Raw genomic sequence first — 22532 nt, 5'->3', positions numbered from 1 at the left:
TTTGTGATGCAAATCATTTTCTTCGAAATATTTTTTCCACTGCTTCCCCTTTGGGGTGCATACCATCAAAAAACATTCCTCCATCGAGTCCAAGATCTTCAGGATTGTAACTACCGACTAATTCTACATTATTTCTTTTTGCTAAATCATCTAAAAATTCACTTACTTTAAGGAGAATTTTCGTATCACTTCTAGTGATAAGCATTTTATAAGTTGTGGGATGATATGGTGAAAGAAAAATGACAACTTTAATTCCTTTATTCTGCATGAAATGGATAAAGTTTTCGAGCATCTTTTTTAATTTAGGATCTACTTCGACGAAATCACTAAAACCATAGACGACTTTTTCGCTACCATAGACCTTTGCAGCCTCTTCTGCTTTTTCAGTACTTATCTCTCTTCTCTTTTTATCATAAATTAAACGGCCATCTGAAACCTTAATCATGTAATCAGCCTCTATTTCATTCGTGGCTATATAATCATGAGTTTTCCTTGCAGAGAAAAGACTCAAGATAGATTCTTGAAAATAACTTAGTGAAATAATATTCAGATATTTTTCAGAAATTAAATCTTTAAATTTAAAGTGATTTTTTTCACCTAATTTAGCTTTCATTGCTTTGACATCGTCTTCATAAGACTGCCATCTGACCTCTTGCCCTTTTCCATTGAACAACCATGGATCAATTCCAATAACTACCTTTTTAAGATTAGTATTTTTCATGTAATAGTTATAATAAATCGCTAAGTAATCTTCTAAAACGCCTCCAGAAACAGAGTTATTAATGACATTTTCAGGAAAAATATTTTTCCCAATTTGCATTGAGCGAGAAGATCCAAGAATAATTGTATCAATTGGACGAGAGAGGTGTTCGATAAAATACTTTTGGACTAACCGCTCATCACAGTCACCAAAGTTTCCAACATTCTGACCAGATGCTAATAGTTTTCCCATTCCATCTTCGTAACTTTTTTTACGATATATATTGGCCGGATCAATATAAAGATTTGCTAATACAATTAGCAATAGTAATGGTGTAAAGGCTAGAATCTTAATAGTTAACTTCCACAAATCTTTTTTACTAGAATTGAAAATAAATGAAGTGATTTCCACCAAAAACTCCGCTTAAAATAATGACAATTACGATTACATAGTATGCACTCCAACGTATCCATGCTGGCTTTTCATCACATATTTTTTGAAATGGATACAACTGGTGAAAACGTTCCAGTACGACAAGCAAAGCAATTAGCAGTAATGAGAAAGCAAAATTATAGAAGCTCATCCCCATCTTTAATCCTAAGAAAGTATCTTGGGCAATTAATGAGAATCCATGCTGTCTAATATTTGAAAACAAGCTCGAATAACCTGATCCAAGCCCTTTAATTACTGTAAAAGCATCTTCAATGTTATTGGCCCTAAAGAAAATCCATGAGAAACAAATTAAAGCGAATGTGACAAACACATTGAACCATTTGTGACGATGTAAGTCTTGTTTTACAAATTTATTTTTAATCAAGGCAAAGACTAAGTACACACCATTGATTCCTCCCCAGAAAATATATGTCCAATTTGCTCCATGCCATAGACCACTCAAAAGGAATGTAATAAACAAATTAGTATAAATGCGAGGCTCGCTGCAACGATTTCCTCCCATAGGGATGTAAACGTAATCTTTAAACCAAGTCGACAGAGAGATGTGCCATCTTTTCCAAAACTCTGAGATTGTTTTTGAAAAGTATGGTGTATTAAAATTAGTCATAAGCTTAAAGCCCATGACTTTGGCTGAGCCAATTGCCATATCGGAATAACCAGAAAAATCACAATAAATTTGAAAAGCAAAAAAGACAGTTGCAATTGTTAAAGCTAGTCCTGATTGCTCTCCAGGGTTTGAATAGACATTATTTACCAGAATACTTAAACGATCCGCAATAACAGCCTTTTTAAACAATCCCCAAGCTATTTGCCTGAGTCCTTTAACAATATTATCGTATTCAAATGAATGTTTCTTATGAAACTGCCAAAGTAAATTCTGAGGACGTTCAATTGGCCCTGCAACCAACTGCGGATAAAACATAACGTAGAGTGAATAAATACCAAAATGTCTCTCTGCCTTTTGCTCACCTCGATAAACTTCAATAACGTAGCTTAAACTTTGAAAAGTATGAAATGATAGTCCAACTGGCAGTAAAAAATTTAACAACATCGGTGAATAATTCCACCCTAGCATTGTTAAAGTTTTTGCACTGTTAATGCTAAAAAAATTGAAATATTTAAAAAAGAAAAGAATTAAGCAGGTTGTAATAATACTAAAATATAACCACCACTTTTTCTTTTTCCCGGTCGATTCTTCAATTTTTATCCCAGCGACATAATCAACAACAATTGTAAGTAGCAAAATAAGAATATATTTAGGGACCAGCCACATATAGAAGAAGCAGCTCGCTGCTAACAACATTCCCCAGCGATATGAATGAGGAAGTATATAATATAAAGTAGTTACAATTGGAAAAAAAATAGCAAATGCTAGAGAGTTAAAAAGCATTACAACGTCCTAATAATCATAAAGGATTGATTTTCTTTTTTTTATAAAATTAATAACAATAAAAACCAGAAAAATGTTAAACAAAACTGAGCCAAAGAGCAGATAGGTTTGTTTAGGAACATAACCAAAATGTGCATATCGATAAGCCCAAACTTGAGCTAAAAGAGAACATAAAATAAGATTTCCGCCACTAAGATTATAAGCTAGCCATTCTAAAACTATCCCTAAAATATAAAGAATCAGCATTGAACAAAATAAAAATATATAAGAGCCAGGATAAAAGAAAAAAGCAATGAATCCAGGTAATGTTATAAAATGATGATCTATTACTCTAGTAGCCTCATAAGGTGTTTGAATTAACGTCAAATCGTAGAAACTCGTGCCTGTATTGTAAAATTTTTCTTTCCACGCTGTTTTCCATAGATCCCATCCGAGTTTATCATAACTACTTGCTGCCATTACACCTTCAATTCCAACCCAGCGATCTACAAATAACACCGTTGTACTTTTTGCTACCGCTTGAACTTTCTGCAAAACACTGGCTTCCCACTTAACCATGCTTTCTTCAGGTCCGTGAAAAACATCTGAACGAATATAGTTTGTTGCAAAAACAGAAAGGCAAAACGCAAAGAGAAAACCTATAAAAATAAGAATTAATTTACGGATGTTGATTTGTATCTTTGCATTTTTTGCCTCTTCATAAGTACCTAACCCTAGAGCCGTTATGTTTAAAACAAAACCACGGCTTAACATTGAAATGCTAGATAAAAATGTTTCAAAAATTGCTAGAAAAAAAACTATATATGAAGGTTTACCATTTTTCTTAAATTCATAATTAAGAAAAACTGAAGAAATTGATGCCATTCCAAATAATAGAAGCCAAGTGTAAACTCCATTCAGGCCAAGGGGTAACAATGTCCTTGGAGGCACTCCTCTTTGATAAATACCAAATTTGAAATTGGTATAGGTAATTATCACAATTAAAAGAAAAAATAATATCCAACCAATTTTTAAATATTGGGTCTTAATAGGAATTTTTTGACTATTGGAAGATTTTTTTTTATTTGAATAGTTAAACTGCAGTCTATCTCTTACATATGACGACAATAACAAGGCAAAAACACTACAAATGATAACCGTTAATGCTCGATCATAAGCTTCACCTTGAAAGCTAAATTGCCCTACGGGGTCAACAAAAGAACCTTCATAAAAAGCTACTCTACATGAAAACTTCAACCAATATCCAAGCCAAATAAAAATACCAAGAAATGTTTCAAAGAAAAATTTTTTCTCTCTAAAACCAAAGAGGACAAAGCCATTAATCAATATGGTGAATATTGTATAAATATACCATTTACCTACGTAGGCATTTAAGGTTATGCAAAAAATAATTGCAACAAATACTAAAAAAATAATTCGAAATAAGGCAACAAGACTCAAGTTCATTTTTCAATACCCATACTAAAATTCGTTAAGTCTTTATTGTGTATAATTTCTACTTACGTTTTAGACTAACTAAACCATTTTACTTACTTTTTGTTTTTCTACATGATAGTCTCTGTGCAAATGAAATTAAATCCCAAAATAATGTTATTTATAAGAACAGTAATAAGTATTTTACTTATCTGGTGGATAGTGCAGAGTGACAAACTAAACTGGAATAATATTAAAATTGGAGTGTTAAATTATAAATTAGCTCTTATTTTCTTTGTATTAACCTTTTTACAGCTTTTAATCGTTTCCTATAGAACTCAAGTTTTAACTCAATTGACTAAAAATAGTCCTTTGGAATACAAAAAAATACTTTCTGTCTCTTGGGGATCTCTATTTTTAAATTGTATTGTTCCCACTTCCGTAATTGGAGATATTTTTAGAATTAAAAAATTCATGAATATGGACTCTTTAACGCAAAAAGATAATTTCATCTATTCTTCCATATTTTCTAAGTTTTTTTCAGTTTTAAGTTTAGCACTTATTTCTATGGCTTCTGGACTTTTCATTATGGAAAAGATCCCAGCCTTAAGGACTTTCATAATATGCTCTTACTTGGTACTTATAGCGCTAATAGGACTATTTTATGTTAGAAATATTATATTCTCTAAAATGAGTTCTTGCTTTATACCTCTTCCTAGATTTGCCTCACGTGACTTCATCAAACGAAGAATAGCTAATTTTAAAATTTTTACTTTAGGAATTATTCAGGATCGCAAAATCTGGATAAAGACTCTCGCCTGTAGCTTATTAATACAAATTCTGAATACACTCTCTTTTGTCTTAATTATTTATCAATTAACCCCAAAATCTCAAGTTAATATCCTCGAGTTAATGTGTATCGTTCCTGTAGGTATTTTTCTAACTAATTTACCAATTTCTTATTCTGGTATTGGTGTGGGCCACGTAGCCTTTGCCAGCTTGCTTAAAATCTTTGATATTCCAAATGGTGCAGATGTCTTTACTATTTTTTTCGCCTTTTCATTTATTTTTGATTTTTGCGGAATTTTTTTCTTTATTAAGCATGTCAAAAACTAGTTCTTAATATTTCTTATATTAATCTGAGTTATTGAATAAGCGGCCATGATAAAAAATAGATTAATTCCTAAAGAGATTGTAGATTGAGTTAATCCACTAACAAAGAAGACTACAATAAATGGCAAAGCAGTTTTAGCAATAACATCAGTGCGCTTATACATTTCTAAAAACCACAGCGTAATCCAAAAAAAGAATGCAATAAGTCCTAAAGCCCCTGTACTTCCTAACATTTCAAAGACATTGCTGTGAGCATGTCCACCGAATTGAATTTGCCCAATATTATAACGCTTTTTTATCTCAACTGAATGTTGTTCAAAATTAAGATATCCATAGCCAAAAACCGGTCTTTCCTTGAAGGCCATAATAGCGGCTTGCCACTGACTTAACCTTTCTTGATCTGATTGAGGTCTGATCACATTTTTTCCAGCGACGCTGTAAACAACTATCCCTAAAATTGCGAGAGCAACAATGATCGTTGCAAACCATTTTTTATTATTCTTAAAAAATAAAAAAGGAATACCTACTAAAAATCCAAGCCAAGCACCTCTTGTGTAAGTAAGATATAACCCCATTGAATTGATCGCGAAAATGATATAGAGGAAATAAGAATTAATATATTTCTGAATTTCTTTCCTATAAAAGACTAATGAAGTGATAATAATCTGAAAATAAGCCATATTATGAGCATAGTTCATGACCATTCCAAAAAGTCCGGCATTTCTGTCTTTACTCACATTTCTTAAAGTCACTGGATTAAAAAGTGAATATTTAGAGTAAATTCCTACAATTGTCGCAAAAGTAGTTGCAATAAAGAATGCATACAACAGCCAAGAAATTTTTCTTTTATTAAGATTATTTTTAAAATACCAAGAGAAAGGTGCTATTGCTAAAAATCCAAAAAGAAAGTACTTAGCTTTGAAAATCGGTTTGTAACCATTAATCGCTATATCTTGATTTACCAAAACAGAAATAATAATTATAAATGTCATTGCAAGAAGGGCCCAAGCACTCTTGGAATAATTTTTGTAATCAGCTCTAGTAAGAAAATATATTGCAGGAACAATAATCAATATATGCGAAAGAGCAAGAAGGGTGGTTGATGTTACAAGGCCTAGGGCCAAAATCATCAAAGAGCCATAAGTCATATAACTTAAGGTTTTCTCAAGTGTCGGATTAATTTTTTCCATTTTCCGATTCTAAAAAACTCTCTTATCTATGTCTAACAATATTAAGTTTATCCGAGCATTTTTATGTTCAGTTTACTCTTCTAGTATCTCTTTTAAAAATCTTTCTAAGTAAGCCCTATAGATTGACTTAGGTAAAGCCGCGATACATTTTTGTAACCCTTCTGTATCAATGAACCCCATCCTAAAGGCCACCTCTTCCAAACACGCAACCTTCAACCCTTGTCTCTCTTCAATGGCACCAATATAAGAAGAAGCCTCCAAAAGTGAGCGTGGTGTTCCTGTATCAAGCCATGCAACTCCTCTCGTAATAATCTCCACTCCTAACTTTGATTCTTTTTTATAAGATAAAATCAAGTCTACAATTTCCGTTTCACCTCGTGGTGACGGCGTTAGTGACTTGGCCCTCGCAGCAGCAGTCGAGTCAAAAATATATAGTCCCGGAATAGCATAATTTGATTTCGGCTCAGCTGGCTTTTCTTCAATACTCTTAACCATTTTTGTTTTTTTATCAAATTCAACAACCCCATAAGCTCTTGGATCGGCTACACTGTAAGCGAATACTCGCCCTGAAATTCCGTCATTCTTTTCCTTATGAGCAGCTATCGCGCTCTTGAAAAATCTAATGTCTCCGTAAAATAAATTATCTCCAAGAATCAGACAGACATCTTCTCCTGCAATAAACTCTTCACCTAAAATAAAGGCCTGTGGAAGACCATTAGGCTTATCTTGAATTTTATAATTTAATTTAATCCCGAATTGAGATCCATCTCCCAATAGCTCTTGAAAGTGAGGTAGATCATGTGGAGTTGTAATAAGAAGAATATCTTTAATTCCACCAAGCATAAGAAAACTAAGAGGATAATAAATCATAGGTTTGTCATAAACTGGCTGAAGCTGCTTCGTCATTACTTTCGTCATTGGATATAAACGAGTTCCAGAACCACCTGCTAAAATAATACCTTTCATACCAAATCCTTGTTTTTTAAATCCTGATACATTTTTAATATTCCATCTCTCAATGAAATTTCTGATTTCCATCCTACATCATTAAAAATTTTATTTGAATTCACAATGAGTGATGTTCTGTTGTTAGGTGTTGGCAGAATCTCTACTCGAACCTTTTCTTCACCTAGAGAATTTATTGTCTTAATAACTTCATCAATAGATGTTTCTTTTCCTGTTCCAACATTATAAATTTCAAAGCGAGATTCAGAATTTCTATTAATCAATACTTTTATTGCTTTCGCCAAATCATCAACATGAAGATAGTCTCTCGCCGATTCTAACTTATCAAAAATCGGAACTAAACTATTTGTTGACTCTTTCAATGTTGATTTTAAAAGCTTATCAATTAATCCTACATCTTGATTCTTTTTAAATGAATCTCCATAAATTGCAGCTGCTCTTACAATAGTAACCATGCCATTGTTGCTACATATTTGCTCTAACGAATCCTCAATAATTAATTTGATCGCTCCATACAAGCTCTTTGGTACAATCTCACTATCTTCTGTTTTAACGCTCGGATCTTCAAGGTTATATAATCCTCCCGAAGTACTAAGATAAATAAAGTGACCATCCGGATTTTTTCTAAAAAATGCTTTCGCTAAATTTAAAGTTCCAACTAAATCATCTCTAATAAATTGATCATTAAATTCAGATCTCGGACCAACTCCTGTTGCAGCATGAACAAGAACACTTATATTTGAAAGAAAGATATCCGTGATTACTGGATCAGAAAAATTACCAACAATGCATTCTTCATTTGAATTTAATTGTTCTTCTGGTACCCGTCTTACCAGTAAAGAGACAGGACCAGACAGACTACCTCGAAGCGCTTTCCCCACTAATCCGAGTCCACCAGTAATACCAATCTTCATTTGTGAAATCATAGATCTTTCAAATAAAATTCAATAGTCTTTTTTATCCCAGAAGAAAAATTTTCTTTCGGTGAAAAACCTAATTCGCTACTAATTTTATTCGCATTGATAGCGTATCTTTTGTCATGTCCTGGACGATCTTTAACAAAAGTTATTAAATCTTTATACGGTTTCCCCGTAGTTCTTGGTTTCACTTGGTCGAGAGTTTCACAAATTGTTGTCACTACATCTAAATTAGTTTTTTCAGTATTCCCACCAACATTATATGTCTCTCCCACTCTTCCTGTTTCGAGAACAGTCATAATTGCCTCGCAATGATCTGTAACATACAGCCAATCGCGAATATTTTTCCCATCTCCATAGATAGGAAGGGCGATTTCTTTTAAAGCATTATGAATCACCAGAGGAATCAATTTTTCTGTATTTTGAAAAGGCCCATAATTATTAGAACAATTTGTAGTTAGTGTCGGTAAACCAAAAGTATGCTGATAAGCACGTACCAAATGATCTGAGCTCGCTTTGCTTGCAGAGTAAGGACTATTTGGCTGATAAGGATGATTTTCTGTAAAAGCTGGGTCATTCAATTCCAATGATCCGTAAACTTCGTCTGTTGAGACATGTAAAAAACGGAACGTTTTTTTCAAATTATTATCTAGAGTGCTGTAATACTTACGTGCACATTCCAGAAGATTAAATGTCCCATTAATATTCGTTTTAATAAACTCAGCTGGCCCATCAATTGAACGGTCAACATGAGACTCGGCTGCAAAATTTAATATTGCACGTGGTTTATATTCATTTAAAAGTTGATTGAATAATTTTTCATCACCAATATCACCTTTTACAAAAACGTATTGATCAGAGTTCGGTAAATCTTTAAGATTTTCCAATGAACCGGCATAAGTTAATTTATCAAGGTTAACAATTGTTTCATTAAGTCCCTTAGATAACCAAAGCCTAACGAAGTTTGACCCAATAAACCCTGCTCCGCCAGTAATAATAATGCTCATACATATTCTCAGTTGTTAGAATAAAAAATAATTATAGAAGAAGGATCATGAAATGCCATGAAAATAATGTATAATTCAATATGCTTAAGCAGTATTCCACTCTAAAAGCTTATTGGTAGAGTAACTATCTTTTTGAAAAACTCCCTTAGAAGCAATATACTAATCAAATACTTAATTATTTTGAAGGATCGCCATGCAAACGACATATTTATTCTTTTCCTTTGGCGATAATCTCAATAATCACTCAATGACTAATTTTTCACTATTATCTTTAAGAAAATATGCGCCCGCAAATTCGCGTTTTCTCATCTACACTGATAAGCCCGAATACTATAATTTTCTCTCATCAATAGTTGAACTACGTCCTCTCGGTAAAGAAAGAATGCAAGACTGGAAAGGTCCTCATGATTTTTTGTGGCGAATCAAAATCATGGCGATGCTAGATAGTGCTCAAAACGATCCAGGGCATCTCGTTTATTTAGACGGTGATACATTTGCTAAAGCTGATTTGGCCCCCATGGTTGAAGAGCTCGATAAAGGCACATGCTTCATGCACGTAAAGGAAAGTCTCCTTTCAGAAGATAAAGCAAAACATAAATGTTTAATGTGGAAACAAACCAAGAACAAAGAGTTCGGCGGCATGCTTGTGCAAAAAGAATCTGCCATGTGGAATGCTGGAATTGTGGCCCTTGATGAAAAAAGCAAGATTGAATTATTACAAAAAGCACTTCAATCAACTGATGGAATGTGTGAAGCCGATGTAACGAAATGGCTTATTGAACAATTCAGTCTTTCTCAAGCACTGGCCTCAACTGGAAAACTAAAACCGGCCGATCAGTGGTTTGCTCATTACTGGGGTAACAAAGAAGAACTACTCCAAGCAATCAACAACTTCTTCACTAAAACTCTAAAACAAATGCATTCTATTGATGAGGCCATTGCTTCAATTGACATCAATGCATGGAAAAAGCTTTTAGAATCAAAACCTAAAAAAACATTTTTTCAAAAATTACTTAGAAAATAATTCTGCTAAAACGTAAAACGTGCCAGCAGTTCTTTAGAATAATTCCTAAGCCCCCTTTAGTAGATTGCTGATTCAATAAATGAGTCCTCACATATTAATTATTGACGCCAAAACTCAAAAACAACTTTAATTCCAATACCTTACTCACTTTCCGTCGCCTTCCATCCTTGAATCTAAACTTCAGCAAGAGCTATCTTGTAAAATTTTACAAATAATTGTATTATAAAACAAGGATCGTCATGAAGCCCACGAACCTAAGTGTTGTTAAGATTTCACCTGTATCACTAGGAATTACTACGATATCAACTCTTGAAATAGACCTTAATCATATTAACTATGGTTATGACAAAGAAACGAAATCTTACAAAAAAAAGACCAGGTCAGCCTTTAATGAAATTGAAGTGGCCCATATTTTTAGTTTACTTAATGATTGCTTTTTAGAGCCAGTTGGAAAGCAAGATAACTATTTATATTTTGCTGAAGAAATTGAGTATATGAAAAAGTCATACTTGATCGCATTTTGTATCGATAGAAATGATCCCCGAACTGCAGGTATAATTACTTTATATAAGATTAAAAACTAGGAATCCATATGACATACCCATCACAAGAACAAATCATTCAAATGATGTTAAAAATTGAAAAGAAAAAAGCAAAAGGACAAATTCGCAAAATTAAACCTCTTTCTAAAGATGCTTCTCCTCTGTTACATTGGAAGTTTAAAATTTCACAAAAAATTGTTGAATTTAAGGTAATTAAAGGGCTCTCTCTTGAAGACATGTCTAATCTTTTAGAAGTTGACCCTGGAAACTTAAGCAGAATACTTAACGGCCATATCGAAAAAGTCACTCTAGATAAGCTGCTAAGCTATCTGGAAATTCTTCTCATTGCTTCAAAAAATAAAAAGGCTTCGGATAATTTTCATGCAAATGCTCAAAAGTTTTTTGAACTTGAAGATGTAAAATTTGGTTAATTCGAACTTAAGCTCTTCTTAACTTTAAGGATGAATTGACTCATCAATTTCTATCCCTAGGCAATTCTCCCCGCAAATTCCAAACATTCCCTCGGCACCAAGCTTGCTCACTAAAACTCCAACGTTAAAAACTAAGGAGTCAAAAATGAAATTCACACTAATCTTTCTGCTACTCGCCACAAACTCACTCTACGCAGCCACAAAACAATCCAACAAAATGATGCCAATGGAAATGACACCAGAACAACGAGTGAACATGGCAACCATTCACGAAAACATGGCCACTTGTCTAAAATCAGACAAAACCGTCGCAGCTTGCCACTCTGAAATGAAAGAAAACTGCAAAAGCATGATGGGAGCTGAAGGTTGTAAAATGATGAAACATGACAAAATGATGAAGCACAGAAAATAGCATCGACATACTTACGTTCATACACATGAACGTAAGTATTTTTTAATTAAAACTCACTCCAAATTTAGAAAGCATTTTCTCTGCTTTCTCCCAAGACCCACAACATTCCGGACTAAGCGAAATAGTTAGAACCTCAACCATCCCACTCTCCATCCCAAGCTTAATCGCGGCCGCTACACTCTCCACAAACTCTTCACTAAACAACTCTAACTTCTCCGGCGCCGCCGAAAAAAAGTAATCCAGATCCAAGTTCACAATCCAAGGCAACTCATTAACATACATCGAACCCGAAAAAACTCCTCCAAGATACTTCACCAAATCATAGGCCCTAATCTCTTCCGACAATTCTTTCGAAGACCCCAAATGATGCGTGGCCGACACAGTCTTCCCCACCAATTCTGGATACTTTCTCAAAAACACTTCTATATAATTATCCCACCTAAACAGCGGCATATTAATATCACTCTGCCAGGCTTCACGATATTCCTGTAAACTCATTGCAAACAAATCATGCTTAAAATACTTAAGTGCCGACTCGCTCATATCCGGATGAGCATCAATGTGAATTAAATTGTATCTTTTAGTTTTATCGATCTTCTGAAACCAGCACCAAAGCGCCAGTCTATGATTGTCCATCACATAAACTTTCCCTTCATTCCAAAGAACATTGTCTTTAGATGAAGCTGAATCGCCACGATGAACAAGCGGAATTAAAAAACTCATTTCTTCTTCTCTTTTAAGTATAATTAACTAGTTATTTATATATTAACTCAGAAATTTAAAAGTAAATTACAAATTTGTGTTCGATATCCTAAACATCTTAGTAATTTCAATTATCTCTAATACATTATTCTAATCAGTTTTGCATATCTCGTTATTAGGAGATGATATGCCTAAACTTTATGAATACATGGGTCTTACTATATTTTTTTACTCTAATGAGCATGAACCAATTCATGTTCATGCAAGACAAGGTCAGACAGAGGGGAAAATAGAAATTTTTGTAGAATTTGGTAATGTAACAAGAGTAAGATATAAAGAAGTTTCTGGTAAAAAACCTTTAAGTCCCAAAAATAAAGAAAAATTTATTAGACTAACTTCTGCTTTGGCCGATGAGATTGTACAAAGTTGGATTAATTATTTTGTATTACATAAAAAAATTGTATCAAAAAAAATTACTGGAAAATTATGAGCAAGAAAATTCTAAAAATTAAATCTGCTATATACATTAAAAACTACGAATTACTTATTACTTTCCAAGACGGAAAAGAGGTCAATGTAGATTTTTATGACTTCTTAAAATCTTCAACTAATCCACAAATTAGAGATTATCTAATTTTAGAAAAATTCAAAGCTTTCAAGATTAAAGATCATGACTTACTTTGGGGAGACTTTGATCTTCTTTTTCCAATAGAAGATCTCTATTCTGGAAAAATATCGGCGTAACTCTCATTTCTTCTTCTCTTCCATTTCAGTCGGAAGTAATCTCATCTCTAAAGTGTAAGAAAAACCAAAAATTTCTCCTTCCCCCAAAGTCACTATCCCATTCTTATTTTCAAAATTCTTATCATGCTCCATCCCGTCTCCAACCCCATACCAAGGCTCAATACAAACAAATGGAACATCAGCTTTTGCCCAAATCCCCCAATAAGGAGTATTGGCATGAACTCGAATAACTTCACGTCTTTTAGTATCAACTAAATCTATATATTTTGATTTCAATTTTTTAAAAATCAGAGCATCGTCTTTAAACAAATTCTTAGTCACGCTAAGTTTTTGCTCTTTAAACTCATGAGGTGTGTTCCAATCAACTAATCCATTATTAAGCTGAAAGTACTCTTTCTCAGGTATTTCAAATCTAACTTCATAGTTTGCAATATCTTTGGTTTCAAATCCCGGATGAGCACCAATAGAAAAATAAATATCCTGACGATCAACATTCTTAACAAAATAAGAAACGACAACCTTACTGTCCTGGATCTTGTATCGAACTCTAAGCTCAAAACAAAACGGCCAGAAGTTAAAACTCTCCTGGGTTGCCTCAAGCAAAAACTCAACTTCCGATGTACCACATTCTGTGCACTTAAACTCAAAATCACGAGCGAAGCCATGTTGCGACATCTTGTAATTTTTGCCTTTTAAGTTGTACTCATCATCTTTGAGTCTTCCCACAATCGGAAATAATACTGGGGCAGAGCGATTCCACACTTTTTCATTACCAAGCCATAAGAGCTCACGATGCCACTCTTTCGAAAAAAGGCGCTTCATTTCAGCACCCTTGCTTGTGACTTGGACAATTAATGAATTACTTTCTATTTGGTACCAATCGCTCATAATACTCTAAGTATAAGTGGTGAGGATCTCTACTACAAAAGATTTTTAGCTACATATTCAAAAACTGACATTTATTCGATCTAGTGATAGCGTCAAAAGCGGAGAAATTCTATGGCTAAAATAAATCTCATTCACGACAATATTGGAAAAACCTTAACAATTCATTTTAGTGATGCCAAAGAAGAGTTTGTCTCTGAACTGACTGACGATGAGATCATAGTCATGAAGAATAAAGACGGTAAGGTTATCGGCCTTGAAATCCTACATTTCGATTATAATCCAGATGAAGGCATAAGCTTAAAAGTCGTTCCAAATTTAGCTTAAACCCAGTTTAAATTAATCATTAATCGAGTGATCTATGGCCAAAATCCTGCTATAATCCTCCCTATGAAAGTAATAGAACATTTAGAACTCGCTAAAAATCCTCTATTCAGTTACGAAATCGTCCCACCTCCAAGAGGTAGATCGGTTCAAGACATCATCGACATCGTCGAAACCCTAAGCCCGGTCAGCCCAGCTTGGATCGACGTAACATCCCATTCATCTTCGGCCTACTACAACGAAAAAGAAGACGGATCAATCGAACGCAAAATTTTCAAAAAGCGCCCAGGAACAATCGGCATTTGCGGAATCATCCAAAACCGCTTCAGAATCGACACCGTTGTGCATATGCTTTGCTTAGGTTTCACAAAAGAAGAAACAGAAGACGCTCTATTAGAGTTAAACTTCTTAGGCATCCATAATGTCCTTGCCCTTCGTGGTGACGGGCCAAACTATAAAAAAGAAATCTCAAAGAACCGTACGACAAATTATTACGCTTCAGATCTAGTTGAACAAATCAAAGACATCAATCAAGGAAAATTCCTTGATGAAATCGAAGGCGGATCAAAATTCGATTTCTGTGTAGGTGTTGCCGCTTACCCAGAAAAACACTTCGAAGCTCCCAACCTAAAACTAGATCTTTTCAACTTAAAGAAAAAAGTCGATGCTGGTGCAGACTACGTAGTCACTCAAATGTTTTTTGACAACAATCACTATTTCGAATTCGTAAGACAAGCTCGCGCAGCAGGAATCACTGTTCCCATTATTCCAGGAATCAAAATCCTAAAGAACGCGACTCAACTTACTTCGATCCCAAAAAATTTCTATATCGATTTCCCAGATGAACTGGTAGAAACAGTAACGAAAGACCCGAAGAATGTCGGCGAAATCGGAAAACGATGGGCAGACAATCAAGTGAAGGGATTACTAGAAGGTGGAGCTCCGTGCATTCACTTCTACATCATGAACGATACTAACAACGTTGTAGATATTGTAAAAAAATATCAAAAGTAAATAAAATGAAAAAACATTCAACTCTTATTGAACTCGAAAAAACTCTTTCAGAGAAAATCCTATTTCTCGATGGCGCCATGGGAACGATGATCCAAACCTATAAGCTTCAAGAAGAAGACTTCAGGAAAGGTCATTTTGAAAATCACCCAAGTGACCTCAAGGGAAACAACGATCTCCTGTCTCTGACAAGACCAGACGTCATCTATGCTATTCACACAGAATACCTGGAAGCCGGCGCTGACATCATCGAGACAAATACTTTTTCAGGAACAAGAATCGCGCAAAAAGATTACGATCTGGAACACGCGGTTTACGATATCAATTTCCAATCAGCAAAACTCGCTAAAAAAGCTTGTACTGATTTCATGGCAAAAAACCCAGATAGAAAGTGCTACGTTGCCGGCGCCCTAGGCCCAACAAACAGAACACTCTCAATGTCTCCGGATGTAAACAACCCGGCCTTTAGAACAATCACTTTCGACGAGCTAGTTCAAAACTACTACGAACAAGTGAAAGCTTTAATCGAAGGTGGAGCTGACATTCTTCTGCCAGAAACAACTTTCGATACACTAAACTTAAAAGCGGCCATCTTCGCTGTTGAAAAATTTCAGGAAGAAGTCCAAATAAAATTCCCGCTTATGCTTTCAGTAACAATCACTGATGCCAGCGGTAGAACACTTTCTGGACAAACGACAGAAGCATTCTGGAACTCTGTCCGTCACGCAAAACCATTATCGGTTGGATTAAACTGCGCCCTTGGTGCAAAAGAAATGCGTCCATACCTAGAAGAATTATCAAACATTGCTGACTGCTATGTGAGCTGCTATCCGAACGCCGGACTGCCTAACCCACTAAGCCCGACAGGCTATGATGAGACACCAGTGATGACTGCAAAGTTCGTTGGTGAGTTCGTTGATGCCGGCTTTATTAACATTCTTGGTGGATGCTGTGGAACAACTCCTGATCACATCAACGCTATTGCTAAAAAGTGCAGAGTAAAAAAACCAAGAATTAAGCCAGAAATCAAAAAAGCTACTAGGCTTTCTGGTCTAGAACCATTTACAATTGAAGTTACACACAACAAGCCTTTTTATATGGTCGGTGAACGCACAAACGTCACCGGCTCCCCTTTATTCGCAAAATTAATTAAAGCAGGAAATTTCGACGAAGCTCTCTCAGTTGCCAGACAACAGGTAGAAAACGGCGCGAACATTATCGACATTAACTTCGATGAAGGTTTACTCGATTCGAAAGCATGCATGGTCCACTTCTTAAATTTAGTAGCAAGTGAACCCGATATCTCTCGCGTCCCAGTTATGATTGACTCTTCTAAATGGGAAGTCATCGAAGCTGGATTAAAATGCGTTCAAGGTAAAGCGATCGTAAATTCGATTTCCTTAAAAGAAGGCGAAGAAACATTTCTTGAGCACGCCAGACTTATCCAACGTTACGGTGCTGCTGCCGTCATCATGGCCTTTGATGAACAAGGTCAGGCCGCAAGCCAAAGTGAAAAAGTTCGCATCTGTAAACGCGCTTACGACCTTCTGATTGAAAAACTAGATTTTGATCCGTGCGATATTATCTTCGACGCCAACATCCTAACCGTTGCAACAGGTATCGATGAGCACAACTCTTACGGAGTAAACTTCATTGAAGCCGTCAGAGAAATTAAAAAAGTCTGTCCAGGTGCACTGACGTCTGGTGGAGTTTCAAACCTTTCATTCTCATTCCGTGGAAACAATATCGTAAGAGAAGCTATCCACTCAGTCTTTTTATACCACGCGATTAAAGCTGGATTAGACATGGGAATCGTTAACGCCGGAATGCTTGGCGTATACGACGACCTAAACCCTGATCTAAAAGAAAAATGCGAAGCCGTGGTTTTAAACCTGCATGACAACGCAACTGAAGAACTATTAGAGCTGGCCGAAAAACTAAAAAGTCAAAATTCAAATAAAGCTGAAGTCAAAGTTGATGAATGGCGAAACTTCTCTCTGGAAGAGCGCATTTCATACGCCATGGTTAAAGGCCTAGATCAATACATCGAACTAGATACTGAAGAAGCTAGAAAAAAACTTGGTCGCCCGCTAAATGTTATCGAAGGTCCCCTAATGGACGGGATGAAAATCGTTGGTGGCCTATTTGGTGAAGGGAAAATGTTCCTTCCTCAAGTTGTTAAGTCGGCTCGAGTGATGAAAAAGGCCGTAGCTTATCTTGAACCTTTTATGGAGCAAGAAAAACTAGAGGCCAAAGAAGTTGTCCGCGAACAAGGTGTCTTCGTAATCGCGACTGTTAAAGGTGACGTTCACGATATCGGAAAAAATATCGTTGGAGTTGTTCTAGCTTGTAACGGTTATAAAGTGATCGATCTGGGAGTTATGGTTTCTGCTCAGAAAATTCTGGACGCTGCCATTGAACACAAAGCAGACATCATCGGTCTATCTGGACTTATCACTCCTTCATTGGATGAAATGGTTCACGTAGCAAAAGAGATGGAACGTCAGGGTTTTAAAGTCCCTCTTCTTATCGGTGGAGCAACAACTTCAAAAGCTCACACAGCTATTAAAATCGCTCAACATTACAAATCTCCTATGGCCCACGTTGGTGATGCTTCGTTAGTTATCGAAGTCTGCACAAACCTATTATCTCCAGAACGCAGAGACGCTTATGTTGCTCAAATGAACGAATCTTTCGAATCATTAAGACAACGTCACGCAAACCAAGCTCAGGAAAATGTTCTGATCCCATACACTGAAGCAAAAGCTCACGCGTTTAAAACAAACTGGAATGAAGTTGAAATTGCAAAACCTAACAAAACAGGAATTTTCAATCTAGACATCTCTCTTGAAGAAGTTGTCCCTTACATCGACTGGTCTCCTTTCTTCTGGACTTGGGAACTAAAAGGAACTTATCCAAAAATTTTGGGTAACGAAAAGTACGGACAAGAAGCTCAAAAGCTTTTTAACGATGCTCAACTTTTACTAAACCAGATCATTAAAAAACAAATCTTCAAACCTCAGGTATTGGTTGGTATTTTTCCAGCTTATTCACAAGGCGACGATGTTGTCGTAAATAATAAGACAACTCTTCACTTCCTTCGCCAGCAAAAAGAAAAACTTGGTGACGACGGAGTTTACCACTCCCTTGCCGATTTCATCGCACCAGAAGGCCATAACGACTACTTTGGTGGATTCGTTGTGACTGCCGGTCATGAAGTCGAAACTTTCGCTAAAAGCTTCCAGGATAAAAATGACGACTACTCATCTATCATGGTGAAGGCCATCGGAGACCGTGTCGCTGAGGCCCTGGCCGAACTTGCTCACAAAAAAGTGCGCGAGATTTTTGGTTACGGTTTAGACGAAAACTTATCAAACGACGACCTGATCAAAGAAAAATACAGAGGTGTACGTCCGGCCCCAGGATATCCTGCCTGCCCTGACCATACTGAAAAGCAAATCCTTTGGGATCTACTAGAGGCCGACGAGAGAACTCACGTAACTCTAACTGAAAACTTCGCGATGAATCCACCAAGCTCAGTTTCAGGATTTTACTTCAATCACCCTGAGGCAAAATATTTCAATGTCGGAAGTCTTGGACAAGATCAAATTGAGGACTATGCTAAAAGAAAGGGTCTCTCGAAAGAGTACATCGAAAAATGGCTTTCACCGAATTTAGGATATGAACCAAAATAAAGTTGAATATAAAAAGAACGTTACTACGATAGAAGAAGTCATCGAGCTTAAGGGCGAAGAATGGCGTGCGACTCTGGAATATGCCAGAGCCACTATTCCTGTAAAGTTTTTGTCTGACAGAAACCTCGTCCGCCTGACAAAGGGAGACGCGACTATTGCTCACACTGAAATGATGGTGAGACTTCTCTATCAAGATTCAAAAGAGCGCCCGACTGGATCATCCGCAGTGGAGTATTTCTTCCGCGTGATCGATCACTCCGAATACTCTCTCTATGCCTGGCTTAACGCCATTACCTATTTTACTGAATGGCTGAAGAAAGAAGGGCGCACGACTCCGTTTCCGAAAATGCTGGGTTATCTTCAATGTTGTGAAGACTCTCCTGAGAATAAGGATATTGAGCATAAGTTAGTGGATCTTGTAGAAGAGATGATCACGACGCATGGATTCGAAGGCTAAAAACAATTCAAAAAGCACAAATAAAAAAGGCTTCCCGAAGGAAGCCTTTTTTATATTATCTAAACACTCCTAAGAGTGAATTAATAACTAGTGAGCTGGAGCAGCTTCTGCAGCAGGTGCAGCTTCTGCAGCTGGAGCAGCTTCTGTAGCTGTAGTTTCAGTTGTAGTTGTTTCAGTTGCTGGAGCAACTTCAGTTGTAGCAGCTGGAGCTGTTTCAGTAGTTGTAGTTGTTTCTTCTTTTTTTGAACAACCGAAAGACATTGCAGATACAACAAGAGCAAGAACTAATAATTTTTTCATCTCAAATCTCCTAAAATTAATAACGATGATGACGTGTTACCGTGCACAATAATGATTACTAAATTTATATTACTTTTATGGTATTTAAGTCAACTGTCTTCGTAAAAAAAAGTGAAAAATATTTTGTCTAAACTGCCTGTAAAACTCCCTCTACTAAATCCGAGTAGCAAGTTGCCCCCCAAATAACGACTCTTTGTTCACACGTTTTTTCCCTCTGAGGATGATACTTTCTTGTCTCTTTTACTCCATTGAAAAAAGCTTCGAGTGTTGCCATATGAGATTTTAAAATCATTTCTTCATCACGGGTTAACCACATTTTTTGAATCTTCAATTGTGGACCAACTTGCGGAGTAAGGAGCGGATCTTTTTTAAAGTACTGATTAACCAGAGAAGTGAAAATTTCTTTGGCCTCTTCTTTCACGTTTTCCTTCTTATTCACTTCTGCCAGCCATGAAAAGCACTGCTCTTTATCGATCGAGTAAGTACCATTTTTATATTTAATCATGTTACGCATTAGTAAATTAGGAAGGATGTTTAGTAACAACCCGTGAGCTAAATTCGTATCAATTTCAATCTCTTGGATGTTCTTTTCTTTTTTACTAAGCGATTCAATAACAATTCTCTCGATCATTAATAGTCCGTCTTTCATAAATTCTCCGCGCGTTATTTACGCTGTTAAAGTTGTGACTCTTGTTTGTTTTTGGATTTGAGAAAGTTTCCATGTTTCGATTTTTCGTTTTAAAAAAACTTCTAAATCCTTGATGGCATCAGGACTTAATTTCATCGAACATTCAAAAGCAATGGCCTCTAATCCATCAGTTAGACCCATTTTCTCTTTCACTTTGCGATTAAAAATCTGGTACTCAGAAAGTTTCATCGTGCTTCCGTTAAAAAGCCTAAAAATTCTTGTAAGTTGAATCCCAGTGTCGGCCGAAATTTTCTTTAAAGTCGGTTTATTATTCAAAAGCATGTATTGATTTAAAATTGTCATTTGTAAGTCCATGAGTTCCTCCGTTATGACTCACTAAAGCATTACCTGTGCCAAAGAAAAATTGGTCTAACTGACGGAATTTATGAGAGAGAAATTCACAGTTTCAGAGAATAGTGTTCTCATATGAGAATGAAGTGTTTTAAAATAAGGACATCATGACTGAACTAAGAATCATCACAAGTAACATTCGATTTTCCAATCCTAGTGATGGCAGTCATGACTGGCCTAACCGGCTTCCATTACTCGCTGATCTTTATCAGAGTTTCAAACCAGATATTTTAGCGACACAAGAGGGACGTCAGATTCAAATAAAAGAATTGGATGATTCGATTCCTGATTTGGATTTAGTTGACTCTCACCGCTCATGGATTGATGAACGAATGTACCCGTGCTTGTTTGTAAACCTTCAAACGATTTCTGTTGAGAGGTCCGGAGACATCTGGCTTTCAAAAACTCCTCACGTTCCCGGATCAAAAGATTTTGATAGTGCTTTTCCCAGACTTTGCACTTGGGCAGAAGTCACAGTGAAAGTATCCGGTGAAAAACTTATGATCGTGAACACTCACCTCGATCATATTTTAAGCTCAACTCGTTTGGGCCAGATTCATGTGTTGATTAACGAAGTGAAAAAAATTAACGATCGCCCTTTGATGATCATGGGTGACTTTAATGAATCGCCATTAACTGAAGTCAAAAAAGATTTGATGGATGCTTTTGGATTAAAGGATCCGTGGATTGAAAAAAATTATGCTGAAGAAACAAGTCACCATGGTTTTTCTGGAACAAAAGCTGTGACGGGAGATCGTATTGACTGGATTTTAATGCCGAAGAATTTCGAGTGCACAAGTCTGGTTATGGATAAGCGCTCTATTGAGAACGTCTATCCATCAGATCACTATCCCTTATTGGCGACAGTCATTCCTAAATGAAGATAAGTCTCCATTCCTTTTTTCGTATTTTCTAAAATATCAGCACTCGGCTTCCACTTTCCTTTTTCACCAACAACGATCACTGTTGATCCGCCAAATAAGAAATAACCTTTTTCTTCACCGCGGGCAAAAGCTCTGCCTTTATCAAGTGGTTTTGATTGAATAATTTTTCCAACACAAATAGCACCGACTTCGATGTAAGCAAGCTTTCCGAAATTCACAGTGTCGATAATCGTTACGTGTCTTTCGTTAGTGATTAAAATATCTTGTTTTGATTTTAGCGCCAATGGATTCACTGAGTGATAAAGTCCACTTACTCTATAGTCATCTACAATACTTCCGTCATCTGGGTAGTGATAGCGGTGATAATCAACCGGACAAAGACGAGCTAAAAGCAGCGGCCCATCTTCAAAAGTTTTTTCCCACTTCGTGTTGGCCAGAAGTGCCTTAGGTTTTAAATTGAATCCTTTAACCGGAACAGTTTCATCGTCTCTAACGCTTTCATAGCCGAAATAACGGGCTTCACTAAATGCGGCCATCTCTTGAGGGGCCTGTACGATTGGACGTCTTCCTGGGCGGAAACGACGGATAAAAAACTGATTAAAAGAAGAGTATGGAGATTTTTCTGATCTTCCATCTTCAGGAAGATAATCTTCCATTTTAATATTAAATTTTTTAATAAACGGTGCGACTTTTTGCTGACTTAAAGGAAAGTCTTGAAGCGCTCCATAAAATTTGCTGAGCGGCGCTTTGCAGATAAGTGTCGATAAACTCTTTCCGCTAGTTGATTCATAAAGCCATTCGATGAACTTGTCACCATAGACCATTTCAATGTCTTCTTTACCTGTAACACGATTAAAAAATTTAATTTCCATAATGGCCTCTTGATCAAAAAGTCTTCCGGGATTATATCTATAGAGTACATTCGATGCAAGG

At 36.1% G+C, this 22532-nt stretch carries 25 protein-coding genes; 12 read left to right on the top strand and 13 right to left on the bottom strand.

Annotated elements, in window-relative coordinates:
• Window positions 1-13: 13 nt before the first annotated feature.
• The 3 genes from SHI21_RS10395 to SHI21_RS10385 are packed head-to-tail and all read right to left on the bottom strand — an operon-like array spanning window position 14 to window position 3989.
• Entirely contained in the window at window positions 14-1111 is a 1098-nt protein-coding gene (locus SHI21_RS10395) for a hypothetical protein (protein WP_323576422.1), read from the bottom strand.
• Window positions 1080-2543 (bottom strand): MBOAT family O-acyltransferase, encoded by a 1464-nt coding sequence (locus tag SHI21_RS10390; protein ID WP_323576421.1) that lies wholly within the window; start codon window positions 2541-2543, stop codon window positions 1080-1082. The genes SHI21_RS10395 and SHI21_RS10390 overlap by 32 nt, the downstream gene beginning before the upstream one ends.
• A 9-nt stretch (window positions 2544-2552) precedes the next feature.
• Window positions 2553-3989, bottom strand: coding sequence for a hypothetical protein (locus SHI21_RS10385; RefSeq protein ID WP_323576420.1), 1437 nt, complete (start codon window positions 3987-3989; stop codon window positions 2553-2555).
• Window positions 3990-4109: 120 nt separating this feature from the next.
• Here SHI21_RS10385 and SHI21_RS10380 point away from each other — a divergent pair, with 120 nt between their 5' ends.
• The gene (locus SHI21_RS10380; RefSeq protein ID WP_323576419.1) at window positions 4110-5072 is read left to right on the top strand and encodes a lysylphosphatidylglycerol synthase transmembrane domain-containing protein; all 963 of its coding nucleotides are present in this window, start codon (window positions 4110-4112) and stop codon (window positions 5070-5072) included.
• Here the strand turns inward: SHI21_RS10380 and SHI21_RS10375 are convergent.
• The 4 genes from SHI21_RS10375 to rfbB form a co-directional block, all read right to left on the bottom strand.
• Window positions 5069-6259, bottom strand: a complete 1191-nt coding sequence (locus tag SHI21_RS10375) for an O-antigen ligase family protein (protein WP_323576418.1) — start codon at window positions 6257-6259, stop codon at window positions 5069-5071. The genes SHI21_RS10380 and SHI21_RS10375 overlap by 4 nt on opposite strands.
• Window positions 6260-6331: 72 nt before the next feature.
• Window positions 6332-7225, bottom strand: a complete 894-nt coding sequence (rfbA, locus tag SHI21_RS10370; protein WP_323576416.1) for a glucose-1-phosphate thymidylyltransferase RfbA — start codon at window positions 7223-7225, stop codon at window positions 6332-6334.
• A complete protein-coding gene (locus tag SHI21_RS10365) occupies window positions 7222-8139 on the bottom strand; it encodes an NAD-dependent epimerase/dehydratase family protein (protein ID WP_323576415.1) in 918 nt (305 codons plus the stop codon). Before SHI21_RS10365 ends, rfbA begins: the two co-directional genes overlap by 4 nt.
• An 8-nt stretch (window positions 8140-8147) precedes the next feature.
• Complete coding sequence (gene rfbB / locus SHI21_RS10360) at window positions 8148-9149, bottom strand: dTDP-glucose 4,6-dehydratase (protein WP_323576414.1); 1002 nt, start codon at window positions 9147-9149, stop codon at window positions 8148-8150.
• A 247-nt stretch (window positions 9150-9396) separates the two neighbouring features.
• Between rfbB and SHI21_RS10355 the strand changes: the two genes are divergently transcribed.
• The 4 genes from SHI21_RS10355 to SHI21_RS10340 all read left to right on the top strand — a co-directional run bounded on the left by SHI21_RS10355 (window position 9397) and on the right by SHI21_RS10340 (window position 11558).
• The gene (locus SHI21_RS10355; RefSeq protein WP_323576413.1) at window positions 9397-10173 is read left to right on the top strand and encodes a hypothetical protein; all 777 of its coding nucleotides are present in this window, start codon (window positions 9397-9399) and stop codon (window positions 10171-10173) included.
• 239 nt (window positions 10174-10412) lie between these two features.
• Window positions 10413-10757, top strand: coding sequence for a hypothetical protein (locus SHI21_RS10350; RefSeq protein ID WP_323576412.1), 345 nt, complete (start codon window positions 10413-10415; stop codon window positions 10755-10757).
• A gap of 8 nt (window positions 10758-10765) precedes the next feature.
• Window positions 10766-11146: a helix-turn-helix domain-containing protein gene (locus SHI21_RS10345; protein ID WP_323576411.1), complete on the top strand. Its 381-nt coding sequence runs from the start codon at window positions 10766-10768 to the stop codon at window positions 11144-11146.
• Between the two features lie 145 nt (window positions 11147-11291).
• Window positions 11292-11558, top strand: a complete 267-nt coding sequence (locus SHI21_RS10340) for a hypothetical protein (protein WP_323576410.1) — start codon at window positions 11292-11294, stop codon at window positions 11556-11558.
• 42 nt (window positions 11559-11600) lie between these two features.
• Here the strand turns inward: SHI21_RS10340 and SHI21_RS10335 are convergent, their stop codons facing one another.
• On the bottom strand, window positions 11601-12281 hold the full coding sequence (locus SHI21_RS10335) for a peptide arginase family protein (RefSeq protein WP_323576409.1): 681 nt from the start codon (window positions 12279-12281) through the stop codon (window positions 11601-11603).
• Window positions 12282-12447: 166 nt separating this feature from the next.
• On the opposite strand from SHI21_RS10335, the gene SHI21_RS10330 reads away from it, so the two are divergent.
• Together SHI21_RS10330 and SHI21_RS10325 are read left to right on the top strand one after the other, a co-directional pair.
• The gene (locus tag SHI21_RS10330) at window positions 12448-12750 is read left to right on the top strand and encodes a DUF4160 domain-containing protein (protein WP_323576408.1); all 303 of its coding nucleotides are present in this window, start codon (window positions 12448-12450) and stop codon (window positions 12748-12750) included.
• On the top strand, window positions 12747-13004 hold the full coding sequence (locus tag SHI21_RS10325; RefSeq protein WP_323576407.1) for a DUF2442 domain-containing protein: 258 nt from the start codon (window positions 12747-12749) through the stop codon (window positions 13002-13004). Before SHI21_RS10330 ends, SHI21_RS10325 begins: the two co-directional genes overlap by 4 nt.
• A gap of 3 nt (window positions 13005-13007) precedes the next feature.
• On the opposite strand, the gene SHI21_RS10320 is transcribed toward SHI21_RS10325, so the two are convergent.
• Window positions 13008-13892 (bottom strand): aldose 1-epimerase family protein, encoded by an 885-nt coding sequence (locus SHI21_RS10320; protein ID WP_323576405.1) that lies wholly within the window; start codon window positions 13890-13892, stop codon window positions 13008-13010.
• Between the two features lie 111 nt (window positions 13893-14003).
• Between SHI21_RS10320 and SHI21_RS10315 the strand changes: the two genes are divergently transcribed.
• The 4 genes from SHI21_RS10315 (at window position 14004) to SHI21_RS10300 (ending at window position 19376) form a co-directional block, all read left to right on the top strand.
• A complete protein-coding gene (locus SHI21_RS10315) occupies window positions 14004-14216 on the top strand; it encodes a DUF2283 domain-containing protein (RefSeq protein ID WP_323576404.1) in 213 nt (70 codons plus the stop codon).
• Window positions 14217-14279: 63 nt separating this feature from the next.
• Entirely contained in the window at window positions 14280-15227 is a 948-nt protein-coding gene (locus SHI21_RS10310; RefSeq protein ID WP_323576403.1) for a methylenetetrahydrofolate reductase, read from the top strand.
• Between the two features lie 5 nt (window positions 15228-15232).
• The gene (metH, locus tag SHI21_RS10305; protein WP_323576402.1) at window positions 15233-18919 is read left to right on the top strand and encodes a methionine synthase; all 3687 of its coding nucleotides are present in this window, start codon (window positions 15233-15235) and stop codon (window positions 18917-18919) included.
• Entirely contained in the window at window positions 18906-19376 is a 471-nt protein-coding gene (locus tag SHI21_RS10300) for a hypothetical protein (RefSeq protein WP_323576401.1), read from the top strand. Before metH ends, SHI21_RS10300 begins: the two co-directional genes overlap by 14 nt.
• An 87-nt stretch (window positions 19377-19463) precedes the next feature.
• Here SHI21_RS10300 and SHI21_RS10295 read toward each other — a convergent pair whose 3' ends face one another.
• From SHI21_RS10295 to SHI21_RS10285, 3 genes are all read right to left on the bottom strand, one after another.
• Window positions 19464-19676, bottom strand: coding sequence for a hypothetical protein (locus SHI21_RS10295; protein ID WP_323576400.1), 213 nt, complete (start codon window positions 19674-19676; stop codon window positions 19464-19466).
• Window positions 19677-19803: 127 nt separating this feature from the next.
• On the bottom strand, window positions 19804-20325 hold the full coding sequence (locus SHI21_RS10290) for a hypothetical protein (RefSeq protein WP_323576398.1): 522 nt from the start codon (window positions 20323-20325) through the stop codon (window positions 19804-19806).
• 18 nt (window positions 20326-20343) lie between these two features.
• Complete coding sequence (locus SHI21_RS10285; RefSeq protein WP_323576396.1) at window positions 20344-20679, bottom strand: hypothetical protein; 336 nt, start codon at window positions 20677-20679, stop codon at window positions 20344-20346.
• A 143-nt stretch (window positions 20680-20822) separates the two neighbouring features.
• Here SHI21_RS10285 and SHI21_RS10280 point away from each other — a divergent pair, with 143 nt between their 5' ends.
• A complete protein-coding gene (locus SHI21_RS10280) occupies window positions 20823-21596 on the top strand; it encodes an endonuclease/exonuclease/phosphatase family protein (RefSeq protein ID WP_323576394.1) in 774 nt (257 codons plus the stop codon).
• On the opposite strand, the gene SHI21_RS10275 is transcribed toward SHI21_RS10280, so the two are convergent.
• Window positions 21563-22471, bottom strand: a complete 909-nt coding sequence (locus SHI21_RS10275; RefSeq protein ID WP_323576392.1) for a phosphatidylserine decarboxylase — start codon at window positions 22469-22471, stop codon at window positions 21563-21565. The two genes, SHI21_RS10280 and SHI21_RS10275, sit on opposite strands and share 34 nt — an antisense overlap.
• Window positions 22472-22532 lie beyond the last annotated feature (61 nt).

The organism is Bacteriovorax sp. PP10, from assembly GCF_035013165.1.
Taxonomy (GTDB): Bacteria; Bdellovibrionota; Bacteriovoracia; order Bacteriovoracales; family Bacteriovoracaceae; genus Bacteriovorax; species Bacteriovorax antarcticus.
This window is presented reverse-complemented; position numbering and strand designations above follow the sequence as displayed.